The organism is Saccharomonospora sp. NPDC046836 (genome assembly GCF_040645195.1).
Taxonomy (GTDB): Bacteria; Actinomycetota; Actinomycetes; order Mycobacteriales; family Pseudonocardiaceae; genus Prauserella_A.
In genome coordinates, this window is sequence record NZ_JBEYXW010000012.1 from 161,089 (window position 1) to 172,054 (window position 10,966).

The 10,966-nt window shown below is 67.9% G+C and carries 15 protein-coding genes; 9 read left to right on the top strand and 6 right to left on the bottom strand.

The window, feature by feature from the left end; all coding sequences use genetic code 11:
• The first annotated feature begins 34 nt into the window (after positions 1–34).
• Together ABZ863_RS16435 and ABZ863_RS16440 are read left to right on the top strand one after the other, a co-directional pair.
• Entirely contained in the window at positions 35–637 is a 603-nt protein-coding gene (locus ABZ863_RS16435; protein WP_358536011.1) for a helix-turn-helix transcriptional regulator, read from the top strand.
• A gap of 1 nt (position 638) precedes the next feature.
• On the top strand, positions 639–1,613 hold the full coding sequence (locus ABZ863_RS16440; protein ID WP_358536013.1) for an ankyrin repeat domain-containing protein: 975 nt from the start codon (positions 639–641) through the stop codon (positions 1,611–1,613).
• 23 nt (positions 1,614–1,636) lie between these two features.
• Here ABZ863_RS16440 and ABZ863_RS16445 read toward each other — a convergent pair whose 3' ends face one another.
• The 4 genes from ABZ863_RS16445 to ABZ863_RS16460 are packed head-to-tail and all read right to left on the bottom strand — an operon-like array spanning position 1,637 to position 4,596.
• Positions 1,637–2,101 carry a PPOX class F420-dependent oxidoreductase gene (locus ABZ863_RS16445; RefSeq protein WP_358536015.1) on the bottom strand — a complete coding sequence of 155 codons (465 nt, stop codon included), beginning with the start codon at positions 2,099–2,101 and terminating at the stop codon, positions 1,637–1,639.
• A gap of 21 nt (positions 2,102–2,122) precedes the next feature.
• Positions 2,123–2,494, bottom strand: coding sequence for a pyridoxamine 5'-phosphate oxidase family protein (locus ABZ863_RS16450; protein WP_358536043.1), 372 nt, complete (start codon positions 2,492–2,494; stop codon positions 2,123–2,125).
• Between the two features lie 22 nt (positions 2,495–2,516).
• Positions 2,517–3,833: an ABC transporter permease gene (locus ABZ863_RS16455; protein WP_358536017.1), complete on the bottom strand. Its 1,317-nt coding sequence runs from the start codon at positions 3,831–3,833 to the stop codon at positions 2,517–2,519.
• Between the two features lies 1 nt (position 3,834).
• The gene (locus ABZ863_RS16460; RefSeq protein ID WP_358536019.1) at positions 3,835–4,596 is read right to left on the bottom strand and encodes an ABC transporter ATP-binding protein; all 762 of its coding nucleotides are present in this window, start codon (positions 4,594–4,596) and stop codon (positions 3,835–3,837) included.
• A gap of 66 nt (positions 4,597–4,662) precedes the next feature.
• Between ABZ863_RS16460 and ABZ863_RS16465 the strand changes: the two genes are divergently transcribed.
• Positions 4,663–5,247 (top strand): helix-turn-helix domain-containing protein, encoded by a 585-nt coding sequence (locus tag ABZ863_RS16465; protein ID WP_358536021.1) that lies wholly within the window; start codon positions 4,663–4,665, stop codon positions 5,245–5,247.
• A 3-nt stretch (positions 5,248–5,250) separates the two neighbouring features.
• Here the strand turns inward: ABZ863_RS16465 and ABZ863_RS16470 are convergent, their stop codons facing one another.
• A complete protein-coding gene (locus ABZ863_RS16470; RefSeq protein ID WP_358536023.1) occupies positions 5,251–5,409 on the bottom strand; it encodes a hypothetical protein in 159 nt (52 codons plus the stop codon).
• 7 nt (positions 5,410–5,416) lie between these two features.
• Here ABZ863_RS16470 and ABZ863_RS16475 point away from each other — a divergent pair, with 7 nt between their 5' ends.
• From ABZ863_RS16475 to fmdA, 4 genes are all read left to right on the top strand, one after another.
• The gene (locus tag ABZ863_RS16475) at positions 5,417–5,788 is read left to right on the top strand and encodes a TetR/AcrR family transcriptional regulator C-terminal domain-containing protein (protein WP_358536025.1); all 372 of its coding nucleotides are present in this window, start codon (positions 5,417–5,419) and stop codon (positions 5,786–5,788) included.
• Positions 5,789–5,928: 140 nt separating this feature from the next.
• Positions 5,929–6,204, top strand: a complete 276-nt coding sequence (locus ABZ863_RS16480; RefSeq protein ID WP_358536027.1) for a zinc ribbon domain-containing protein — start codon at positions 5,929–5,931, stop codon at positions 6,202–6,204.
• Between the two features lie 133 nt (positions 6,205–6,337).
• A complete protein-coding gene (locus tag ABZ863_RS16485) occupies positions 6,338–6,967 on the top strand; it encodes an AmiS/UreI family transporter (protein WP_358536029.1) in 630 nt (209 codons plus the stop codon).
• A gap of 80 nt (positions 6,968–7,047) precedes the next feature.
• Positions 7,048–8,295, top strand: coding sequence for a formamidase (fmdA, locus tag ABZ863_RS16490; RefSeq protein WP_358536031.1), 1,248 nt, complete (start codon positions 7,048–7,050; stop codon positions 8,293–8,295).
• 422 nt (positions 8,296–8,717) lie between these two features.
• Here the strand turns inward: fmdA and ABZ863_RS16495 are convergent, their stop codons facing one another.
• Positions 8,718–9,098: a DUF6223 family protein gene (locus ABZ863_RS16495; protein ID WP_358536033.1), complete on the bottom strand. Its 381-nt coding sequence runs from the start codon at positions 9,096–9,098 to the stop codon at positions 8,718–8,720.
• Positions 9,099–9,294: 196 nt separating this feature from the next.
• Here ABZ863_RS16495 and ABZ863_RS16500 point away from each other — a divergent pair, with 196 nt between their 5' ends.
• Both ABZ863_RS16500 and ABZ863_RS16505 read left to right on the top strand, forming a co-directional pair.
• Entirely contained in the window at positions 9,295–10,512 is a 1,218-nt protein-coding gene (locus ABZ863_RS16500) for a sensor histidine kinase (RefSeq protein ID WP_358536035.1), read from the top strand.
• Positions 10,509–10,966 (top strand): response regulator transcription factor (locus tag ABZ863_RS16505; RefSeq protein WP_358536037.1); only part of this gene is annotated, 458 nt, incomplete at its 3' end. The genes ABZ863_RS16500 and ABZ863_RS16505, both read left to right, overlap by 4 nt.

Here is a 10,966-nt window from a genome sequence, read left to right on the forward strand (position 1 = left end):
ACGGGGGTCGCGGCGCTGGCATTAGTCTCATGGCGTGGCGAGGAGCACCCATCGACGATCACCGCTGGCGCTCGTGCTGTTGTCCCTGCTGGCGGAGGGGCCGATGCACCCGTACCGGATGCACGAGGTCATCAAGGAGCGCGGCAAGGACAGGATCGCGAACGTCGCGCAGCGCAACAGCGTCTACCAGACGATCGACCGGCTGCAGCGTGCCGGACTGATCACGGTGCAAGAGACCGCTCGCGACGAGCGCAGACCGGAGCGGACGGTGTACGCGATCACCCCGGACGGCCGGCAGGCGCTGCGCGACTGGACCGGCGAGATGCTCGCGAGCCCCGCTCGCGACTTCCCCGAGTTCCCGGCGGCGCTGGCCTCGCTCATGGTCCTCGGCCCCGAGGACGCCGCGGCCCGGCTGGAGAAGCGGGCCGCCGACCTGCGGGCGACGGTGGACGAGGACAGGAAGGCCCTCGCGGCCGTACCGGACCTGCCGCGCCTGTTCCTGCTGGACGAGGAGTACTCGATCGCGGTGCGTGAGGCCGAGCTGCGCTGGGTCGACGACGTGCTCGGGGCGTTGCACTCCGGCGAGCTGACGTGGTCAGCGGAGTGGATCAGGTCGATCGCGGAGAAGTTCGGCTGAGATGGCCTACCTTCCCGCGCGAACGAACCTGGCCCAGCTGCGGCACCAAGCCGAGGAGCTGCGACGCGGCGACCTCGCGTCGGCGCAGCTGGCGATCGCCCGCGAGTACGGGTTCCCCAGCTGGGCAGAGCTCGAACTGGAAGTCGACCGCCGCGACATCCTCAACAACCGGGACCTCGCCCGCCTGACCGGGCTGCTGGCCCAGCACCCCGAGTCGGCCACCACCAAGCTGGCGCACTGGTGCGACCACAAGAACGGCCCTGACCTGCTCGGCTACGTGGCCATGCTGCGCTTCGACCACGAGCGGCTGGGCCTGCCACGCGAGCTGCCCGGCACCGGCGCCATCGCCAAGGCGCTGCTCGACGCCGGCGCGCCGGTCGACGGGCATGCCGGTGACAAGGAAACGCCACTGATCACGGCCGCCAGCTACGGCGACGCCGAGGTCGCCGAGGTTCTCATCGAGGCGGGGGCTGACATCGACGCCGTCTCCGCGCCCGACTCCGGCGGAGTACCCAGCGCCACGGCCTTGGACCATGCGGCGGTCTTCGGCATGACCCAGGTCCTCGACCTGCTGGTGGCCGCCGGCGCCCGCACCGGCAGTCTGGAAATGGCCGCCGCCGCTGGAGACATCAGCCGCTGGGAGCCGGGCCGGTGCACGCTGCAGAGCCGGCTACGGGCGCTGGTGTTCGCCTCCGACCACCAGCGGCTGGCGGTGATCGACCAGCTCGTCGCCGCCGGAACTCCGGTCAACCAGGCCGACGCCGAATGGCAACGGCTGCCGTTACACGTTGCCGCGCACCATGGGCGGCCCGCCAGTGTCCGACGGTTGCTCGCCCACGGCGCCGACCCCGGCCTCCGCGACCCACAGCACCAGCGCACCCCGCTGGATTGGTGCCAGCCGGAGAACCGGTACGTCGACAGCCCGGCCCACGACGAGGTCGACACCATCCTCCGGCCGCTCACCCGTTCCCGCTGACAGTCCTGATAGGACGGCTGGGTTCAGGAACCGGCGAGCTGGGGCGGGAAACCGCCGGTCGCGATTGGACCCGAGCGCTCGATATCGATGCGGATCAAGGACTTGTTCTGCCGGACCATGGCATCGCGGTACTCGTCCCAGTCCGGGTGCTCTCCAGAAATACAGCGGAAGTACTCCACCAGCCCGTCCAGAGCGTCGGGCATGTCCAGCACTTCCGCCTGTCCGTCGACCTGCACGTACGGACCGTTCCAGTCATCGGACAGCACACAGATCGACACCCTTGCGTCGCGGCGCACGTTGCGCACTTTCGCCCGCTCCGGATAAGTGGACACCACAATCCGGCCTTGCGTGTCCACACCGCACGTCACCGGCGACAGCTGTGGGCTGCCGTCAGAGCGGGTGGTGACGAGCACGCCTCGGTGGCGAGGCCGCAAGAACTCCAGCAGAGCGGACCGATCAACGTGCTCGGCGGTAGCGATTCGTGGCATGGCTCAAGGCTACCGGCCACGTCAGAGCTCTTTGCGCACCCGCGTCGTGATCGCGTCGACGGACAGCCCGTACCGGTCGTGCGGCGTCAGCTCGGCCGCACGAATCTCGTCCGTGTACTTCTGTGCATAGGTGGTGCGCTCGTCCGAGCTCAACGGTGCGGCATCGAGCATCGCCAGACCTTCGAGTGTGACAACGCCACCCTGTTCGCTGTGCCGGTCGATATCGAGGTGCAGGGCGACCTTGGGATTGCCGTTGAGATTACGGATCTTCTGGCTGTGCGGATCAGTCAGGATGAGCAGCTCCGCGCCGGCCCAGAGGAAGCCGACCGCCGATGCCTGGGGTTGACCGTCCGACCGCACTGTCGTCAGCCAGATCTCGTGTTCGTTCCGCAGCCGCTGTTCCGCGTCGGCACTCTCAGGCGTTGCGGATGGTTCTGCTGCCCGCGACGGACGTGACGCCGAGGGCGATGGCGGCGCCGATCGCGATGCTCAGCAGGTAGGGGCCCGCGTCGAACGCCGCGGCGGGGCTGCCGGTCTTGACGATGGCGAACGGGATGACGCACACCAGCGCGCCGATACCGGCCACGGCGACACTGACGATCGTCGCCGCGGTGGTTTCGCGCAGCAGCATCCCGCGCGCCTGCCGGGTGGTCGAGCCGATCAGGGACAGCACCGCGAACTCCTCGCGCCGCCGGCCGATGGCGGCTACCAGGTTGTTGGTCAACGCGATCGCCGTGAAGAGCGCGATGAGCACCACCACGAGGTAGTTGATCGACGCCAGGACCTGGGCCGTGCTGTCCGCGCTCGCGTGCTGGTTCTCGATCCCCTGCATGCTGAGGGTGCCTGCCGACACCCCGACGAGCAGGGTGAGAAACGTGACGACCGGACGCACCCGCTCCGGCGCTGCGGACAGGTTGATGGCCGCGAGATGCGCTGCGGCACCCCGTGGCAACGCCGGGAAGCCGCGCAGGATGCGGTTCACCACGTTCACGAGCTCGGGTGCGAGCACGGCCAGTCCGATGGCGGTGAGGACCGTGGCCGGCCCGGTCATCGCGGTCGTCGCGATGTTGTCCGCCGACAGGCCGAGGACCGCGCTCGCCGAGCCGACACCGGCGATCAGCAGGACCGCCGCGACGACTCGCCGTCCTTTCTCCCTGCGCTGTTTGGACGTCGCGGGCACCGGGTCCTCGACGGGGCTCCGCTCCGCCGGTTTACGGCTGCCGATCCACGCTGCGACCGTGCTGGCGACCAGCACGAGGGCGACGCCGGCGACCGGAACACCCAGTCCGGGTGCGAAGCTCGACGCCGGATCGGTCAGTCCCGCGGAACGGATGCTCGCCATGAGGATCCAGCCGAGGAGGTAGCCGGCACCGAGGCCGGGCAGCGCGGCCGCGGCGGAGACCGCCAGCGTCTCCGCCGAGACCAGCACCCGCACCTGGCGCGGAGTGGCTCCGATGAGGCGCAGGCCACCGATCTCGGCGGCCCTTCCGCTGAGTGTGACCCCGACGGTCGAGACCATGGCGAACACCACGATCGCGACCACCCAGCCACCCATGATCAGCGGGAACTGAGTCAGGAACGGCCGGTCCGCACGGGCCGTTCCGTCTGCGAGGCCCGTGCCGAGAAGCGCGGCCATCGCCACGACCAGCGCCATCCCGACCAGCGCGACGAGCCCGGTGGCGAGCGCCGTCGCGCGGTGATGACGGAAGAGGCGACATGCCAGTGCGATCATCTCAGCGCACCCCCGCCGCATTCGCCGCCCGCTCGGCCGACTCGACGAGGGTCGCCATGCGGCTGGCGACCGCGCGGGCGGACGGCTGGGCCAGCCGGTCGACGATCAGGCCGTCTGCGAGGAAGAGCACCTCGTCGGAGAACGAGGCGGCCACCGGGTCGTGGGTGACCATGATGATCGTCTGTCCCTGATCGGCCAGCTGGCGCAGCAGGGACAGCACCTCCCGCGCACTGCGAATGTCCAGCGCTCCGGTCGGCTCGTCGGCGAACACCACGTCCGGGCCGGTGATCAGCGCCCTGGCGACCGCCACGCGCTGTTTCTGCCCGCCCGACAGCTGGTCCGGGCGGTGCTGGCCGCGGTTGCCGAGGCCGACCCTGGCGAGCAGGGCAGCCGTGTGCCGCGGGTCGGCCCGGCGCGAGTCCAGACGCAGCGGCAGCTCGATGTTCTCCGCCGCCGTCAGCGCCGGGAGCAGGTTGAACGACTGGAACACGAACCCGATGCGCCTGCGGCGCAGCTCCGCGAGCCGCGCCTCGCCAAGCTGGGACAGGTTCACGCCGTCGAGCTCAGCGGTTCCCGAGGTCGGGGTCCGTAGCCCGGCAGCGCAGTGCAGCAAGGTCGTCTTGCCCGAACCCGACGGGCCCATGATCGCGACGAACGAGCCGCGTGCGACGTCCAGGTCGATCCCGCGTAGCGCGTCGACCGGGCCGGCCTCCCCGGCGAATCTGCAGCGCAGGTCTCTCGTGCGCACAGCAGGTATGCCCATGTCTGACCCTTTCGCAGGTGATGAATGTTCGTTTAAAACGAACGTTTACATGCTACGGTAGCACACGTGGGACACCGCGAGAACCTGCTGAGTGCAGCGAGAGAGTGCCTCCTGCGGACCGGGTACGCGCGCACGACGGTGCGCGAGCTGGTAGCCGCGTCGGGGGCGAACCAGGCATCGATCAACTACCACTTCGGCTCGAAGGAGGAGCTGCTCACGCAGGCGCTCCACGAGCTGAACCGGGAGTGGGGTGAGCTGCTGTTCGCCGTCCTCGACGATTCGGCCACCCCGGAGACTGCCGACACCGCGGACCTCGCCGCCGCGCACGAGGCTCGCTGGAGCCGGATCATCGAGTCGATCCAGGCCAACCGCGAGCTGTGGTTCGTCAACTTCGAGGGCATCAGCTACCTGAAGCACGACGAGAAGATCCGCACGATGAACGCCCAGGGCCAGCAGACGGCCCGCGCCGCGCTGGCGCGTGCGTTCGGCGGCCCCGGACCGCAGGCCACCGACGACGAGGTCCGCGTACTCGGCACGCACTACTACTCACTGCTCGTCGGCACCGCACTGCAATGGCTCACCGATCCCGAGCACGCCCCCACCGCGGCCGAGATCGTGCAAGCCGACCAGCTCGTGGCGGCGCGGTCCTAGAGATCAACGAGCCGCAGCGGCCATCGGGCACTCGGGCAGCGTGATGGCGTCGGCCTTCGTGAGCTCCTCCCCCACGAGCAGCAGGCGGGCTGGCGCGACGCGCTGGCTTCCTCCGCGCACACGCTGTGGTCCTGCTTCCGCCGCCACCATCTCGCTCAACATTCAGATCATGCTGTTCAGCTTCGTACGCGGGCTCGGGGTGAACCTCGAGTCGGCGGCGCAGGCCGAAGCGGAGACCGGCATGGACAGCGACGAACGGGTCAAGGCGAACCTGGAGGTGCTGACGTCGCTCGCCGCGCCGAGCAGGTTCCCCATGTTCGAGCGAGTCACCGCGCTGGACGACCTCGACCTCGACCTGGACGCCTTGTTCGAGCTCGGCCTCACCTGCCTGCTGGACGGCCTGGCCAGCCGCCTGGAGGACGGTGCCTGTGGTGTCGCATGTGGACGTCGACCGCGCAGCATGTCCACTGTGGTCACCACGCACGCGTCCACGGCGTTAACGACGCAGCGTAGGCGTTGCCACGGTTGGACGCGCCGTTGAAACCGAGTTCGTCGCCGCTATTGACATCCGCTCCTATCGGAGTTGTGCTGAAGTGAGCTGGTCTGGACGCTGAGAGACCAGAAAGTGAAGATCAACCGTCGACCCGAAACACGTGAGACGGCTCATGTGTGGGGGTGGTGATGGCGACCTACGAGTACGCCTGCGCACAATGTGGGCCCTTCGAGACGCGGCATCCGATCGGCACGGCACCGTCACAGGCGGAGTGTCCGGAATGTGGTGGAGCGTCTCGCCGAAAGTTCACCACGGCTCACCTCTCCCTGATGTCCAAGGAGTTGGGAGCCGCGCATGAGCGCGCGGAAAGCACCCGCGACGAACCCGCAGTCGTGTCGGAAGTACCTCGCAACAAGGCGGTACGGCCACCGCATCCGGCGCTGTCCCGCCTTCCCCGACTATGAGCGCAGGCCGGCGAGCACGGGTCAGGCCCGGTCGGCACTGACCTGCACCCGGCCACGCACGTTTGTCAGGTCGCCGAACGCAGCGAGAGTCGGCACGAACAACGGCTCGCGTGATGCATGGAGGTGATCGCTCATGGCAGCTGTGGGCCTGCTGTTCGTCGGCGCTGTGCTTTTCCTGAACGGCGTCATGCTCTTGGGCAGGATCAATCCCCAATCCGGCGCCGTTTTCAATCTTTTCGTCGGCGGACTACAGGTGATCACGCCGACATATCTGATCTTCACCTCGGGCGGAAATCCCAATACCATCCTCGCCGCATCGGGAATCTACCTGTTCGGCTTCACCTATCTGTACGTCGGGATCGGCCTGCTCGCCGGTCTCGACAGCACCGGTGTCGGCTGGTTCTCGTTGTTCGTCGCGATCATGGCGATCGGCTATTCCGTCGCCAACTTCCGCATACTCGGTGACTACCCGTTCGGCGTGATCTGGTTGTACTGGGCGTTCCTCTGGTTCCTGTTCTTTCTGTTGTTCGGGCTCAAGATCGAGCGTCTCAACAACTACACCGGCTGGGTGACCGCGATCGAGGGCTGGGTGACCGGCGCGATTCCCGGGTTCCTGCTCCTGACCGGCTACTGGGCGTTGAACCCGACGGTCACCACCGTGGCGCTGGCGGCCTTCGGGGTCGTGGTCTTCGTGGCGCTGGTGCCGCTGACCCGACCCTCCATCAGCCAACTGTCGGCTCAAGGCCCGGCGACGCCGACGTGACGAGGAGGTGCACGAATACGGACAGGACAACAGCGGGCGACATCTGGTGAGAGAAGCTCACGAAGCGAGGAGGAGATCACATGCCGGAGACCATCTTCACCGTAGACCAGTCGAAGTCCATGCGTGACCAGACCGTGCCAGGGCACAACCGGTGGCACCCGGACGTTCCCGTGGTCACGATGGTCCGTCCCGGGCAGGAGTTCCGGTTGGAATGCCGGGAGTGGACCGACGCTCAGCTCGGCAACAACGACTCGGCCAACGACGTGCGGGATGTCGACCTGACGCGCGCCCACATGCTCAGCGGCCCCATCGGCATCGAGGGCGCGGAGCCCGGCGACCTGCTCATCGTGGACATCCTCGACCTCGGACCGGTTCCCCAGCAGGTCGGCGAGGCGCCGGGACAGGGTTGGGGCTATACCGGTGTGTTCTCCAAGAACAACGGCGGCGGCTTCCTCACCGACTACTTCCCCGACTCCTACAAGGCGATCTGGGACTTCCACGGTCAGCAGGCCACCTCGCGCCACCTTCCCGGCATCCGGCACACCGGCATCACCCACCCCGGTTTGTTCGGCACCGCACCGTCGGCCGAGCTGCTCCAGCGGTGGAACCGCAGGGAGCAGGCGCTGATCGACCGCGACCCCAACCGTGTACCGCCACTGGGCCTGCCACCCACACCGCAGAACGCACTCGGCGGAATGGCCACCGGGGAGGCCGCGGACAGGATCGCCCGTGAAGGTGCTCGCACGGTGCCGGCCAGGGAGAACGGAGGAAACCAGGACATCAAGAACCTCACCCGCGGGTCTCGGGTCTTCTTCCCGGTGTTCGTCAACGACGCCAAGCTCTCGGCCGGGGACCTGCACTTCAGCCAGGGTGACGGTGAAATCACCTTCTGTGGCGCCATTGAGATGGGCGGGTTCCTCGACCTGCACGTCGACGTGATCAAGGGCGGTATGGAAAAGTACGGCATCACCACGAATCCGATGTTCATGCCGGGGAACGTGGAACCGCGGTACTCCGAGTTCATCTCCTTCTCGGGTGTCTCGGTGGACCGCGAGACGGACGAGAACCACTACATGGACGCGACCGTTGCCTACCGCAGGGCCTGCCTGAACGCGGTGGAGTACTTCAAGAGGTGGGGATTCAGCGGCGAACAGGCCTACCTGCTGCTGGGTTCGGCACCCGTCGAAGGCCGCATCAGCGGCATCGTCGACATCCCGAACGCCTGCTGCACGATCTATGTGCCGACGGCGATCTTCGATTTCGACGTGCGGCCAACGAAGGATGGACCGGTTCGGGCAGACCGCGGACAGTGTGCGGTCACGTCCTGACCAAATGTGATGCCTCGCGGAAGCTGCGGGTCGGGGAGGCTTCGATCTCCCCGGCCCGTTGACTCCGCGAGACTAGGTAATGACGTTCCGGACACTCGGGCGCGCGGTGACCACGACGGAGCCGCCACAGTTCCAGCATTCGACGGCCCCGCCCGGTGGGGTTCGTCCAGCAACGTCACAGCTCGCGCATTCCCACGCGGTGAAGATGGCATAGGTCACCAGGCCGCCATCATTCGATTTGGCTTCGTTCACGTTCCACCGGATTCTTGATCACGCGTCGTCCAACTCGCGCACGGCCGGTGGTCAGACACGTTCAGGCTTGTAACAGTGCCGAATATTTTCGGCCAACTTCGGGCCATATGTCCAGTCGCTCTGGACAACTAATTGTGGTCACCCGTATGTGAGATGACTCATGGGGCGTGTCAGCCGGTGAGGCTGGAGCGGCGGGAGCGGGCCAGAGCCAGCCCACCGATGACCATGCCGGCCAGCCCCAGCACCACGGCCGCGACAGCCCCGGCCAGCCCGTTGCCGGTGCCGAGACCACCGGCGGCATTGGCCCCATGCACCCCACCGACGGCCAGCCCGGCCAGGCTCCCCACCAGGGCCACGATGGCCCCGGTTCGCCCGTTGCCGGTGCCACTACGACGGGAGCGGGCCAGAGCCAGCCCGCCGACGACGACGCTGATCAGCGCCACCACGGCGGCCGCGGTGGGCACGGTTCGCCCTGAGCCGAGTTCGTAACCAGCGGCGGTGACCCAGTCGTGCGTGGCTGCCGGTGCGGCAAGCAAGTGCAGGACGGACATGTGAGGATCCCTTCGGTCGAATGGCGGGTACCTGCACACGATCGTCGCGTCTGGAAACCGGGGCGTCCTCCGCCGGCAGGCGGCAGCGGATACGCAGTTCGACGTAGACGGCTCGTGCGCCACCGCGCCGCTCGACGTAGGCGGGCCGCGCAGGTGGTGGGAGTCGTTTCGCGCCAGGGAACCCTATGATCGCGACATGCTGGACCGCATCAGGTTGCTCCGCCTGCCTGCCTGGGCGCAGGACGTGCTGCTGGCGCTTTTCGTCACCGTGATGCAGGTCCAGGGCACCGTCTCCCGCACCATCCGAGAGTCCGAGGCGGTGTTGCGTCCACTGGCCGACCTTGGACAGCTGGGGTATGTCCTGTTGATCGCCAGTGGCGTAGTCGTGGCGGTGCGCCGCCGCTGGCCCGTCGCGGTGTTCGTCGCGACCGCGCTCGCCAGCCTGGTCTACTACTCCCTCGATTTCCCGGACGGGCCCGGATGGCTCGGACTCTTCGTGGCCATCTACACACTCACCGCCCTCGGCGACGGACGCCGCTCGCTGGTCATGGCCGGGGCCGGGATCGCGGTCCTGACCGCGTGCTGGCTGATATCCGCCACCGACATCCAACCGCCGGCCGCCATCGGCTGGGTGTACTTCCGGATCGGCGCCTCGGTCATGAGCGCCGCACTCGGCGAGAGTGTCCGGTCGAGGAGGGTCATCGCGGCCGAAGCGCTGGAACGGGCCGAGCTGGCAGAACGAACTCGTGAGGAGGAAGCGCGAGCCCGGGTCGACGAGGAACGGCTCAGGATCGCGCGCGAGGTCCACGACACCGTCGCGCACGCCATCGCCATCATCAACGTCCAATCCGGCGTCACCGCACACGTGCTCGACAAGCGACCGGAACGAGCGCGCGAGACCCTGCAGGCCATCGAGCAGACCAGTTCCCAGGCGCTACAGGAGATGCGGGCCATCCTCGGGGTTCTCCGCGACGACAACGACGGCCGCGTCCCGCACCCCGGCCTCGGCCAGATCGACGCGCTCACGGCCAAGGCGCGCGAAGCCGGGCTCGACATCGACGTCGACGCGACCTCGCCGCCGCAGCCGGTACCCAGCGCGGTAGGCAGCGCCGTGTACCGAATCCTGCAGGAGTCGATCACCAACGTGATCCGCCACGTCGGCCCGACCCGGGTCACAGTCGCGCTGAGCTATGGCACCGACACCGTGGAGGTCCGCGTGACAGACGAAGGCCGGCGAGAGGGTTCGGCGAACATGGGGCTCGCCGGTCCGCACAAGCCAGGCCGCGGGATCCTGGGGATGCGCGAGCGTTGTCAGCTCCTCGGCGGAGAACTCGACGCCGGCCCACTCCCGGGTGGGGGCTTCGCGGTCACCGCCAGGCTGCCCCTGGCCCCCAGCGGAACGGCGAACGTATGAACACGAACCACGCTGTTCCGATCAAGGTGCTACTCGTCGACGACGAGCAGCTGGTGCGCTCCGGCTTCAGGCTCCTGCTCGACAACGAGGACGACATCACGGTGGTGGGGGAAGCCACCACCGGCGCCGAAGCCGTGGAGCAAGCACGCGCTGTGCGCCCGGATGTCGTGCTCATGGACATCCGGATGCCGAAGCTGGACGGCATCCAGGCCACCCGGGAGATCACTACCGCGAACGGACTTCACCAGGTTCGCATCCTCATCCTGACCACCTATGACACCGATGCCTACGTCTTCGAGGGCCTGCAGGCCGGCGCCAGCGGGTTCCTTCTCAAAGACGCGGGCCCGGCCGAACTCCTGCACGGCATCCGCGTGGTCGCTGCCGGAGAGTCGCTACTCGCGCCGCGCATCACACGCCGTCTCATCGCCCAGTTCACCGCACAACGAACAGCCAG

What these genes read in the sequence shown, in the direction of transcription:
- ABZ863_RS16440 (WP_358536013.1), top strand. Translation starts at nt 639, where the DNA reads ATGGCCTACCTTCCCGCGCGAACGAACCTGGCCCAGCTGCGGCACCAA.
- ABZ863_RS16445 (WP_358536015.1), bottom strand. Translation starts at nt 2,101, where the DNA reads ATGCCACGAATCGCTACCGCCGAGCACGTTGATCGGTCCGCTCTGCTG.
- ABZ863_RS16455 (WP_358536017.1), bottom strand. Translation starts at nt 3,833, where the DNA reads ATGATCGCACTGGCATGTCGCCTCTTCCGTCATCACCGCGCGACGGCG.
- ABZ863_RS16460 (WP_358536019.1), bottom strand. Translation starts at nt 4,596, where the DNA reads ATGGGCATACCTGCTGTGCGCACGAGAGACCTGCGCTGCAGATTCGCC.
- ABZ863_RS16470 (WP_358536023.1), bottom strand. Translation starts at nt 5,409, where the DNA reads ATGTTGAGCGAGATGGTGGCGGCGGAAGCAGGACCACAGCGTGTGCGC.
- ABZ863_RS16475 (WP_358536025.1), top strand. Translation starts at nt 5,417, where the DNA reads ATGCTGTTCAGCTTCGTACGCGGGCTCGGGGTGAACCTCGAGTCGGCG.
- ABZ863_RS16480 (WP_358536027.1), top strand. Translation starts at nt 5,929, where the DNA reads ATGGCGACCTACGAGTACGCCTGCGCACAATGTGGGCCCTTCGAGACG.
- ABZ863_RS16485 (WP_358536029.1), top strand. Translation starts at nt 6,338, where the DNA reads ATGGCAGCTGTGGGCCTGCTGTTCGTCGGCGCTGTGCTTTTCCTGAAC.
- fmdA (WP_358536031.1), top strand. Translation starts at nt 7,048, where the DNA reads ATGCCGGAGACCATCTTCACCGTAGACCAGTCGAAGTCCATGCGTGAC.
- ABZ863_RS16495 (WP_358536033.1), bottom strand. Translation starts at nt 9,098, where the DNA reads ATGTCCGTCCTGCACTTGCTTGCCGCACCGGCAGCCACGCACGACTGG.
- ABZ863_RS16500 (WP_358536035.1), top strand. Translation starts at nt 9,295, where the DNA reads ATGCTGGACCGCATCAGGTTGCTCCGCCTGCCTGCCTGGGCGCAGGAC.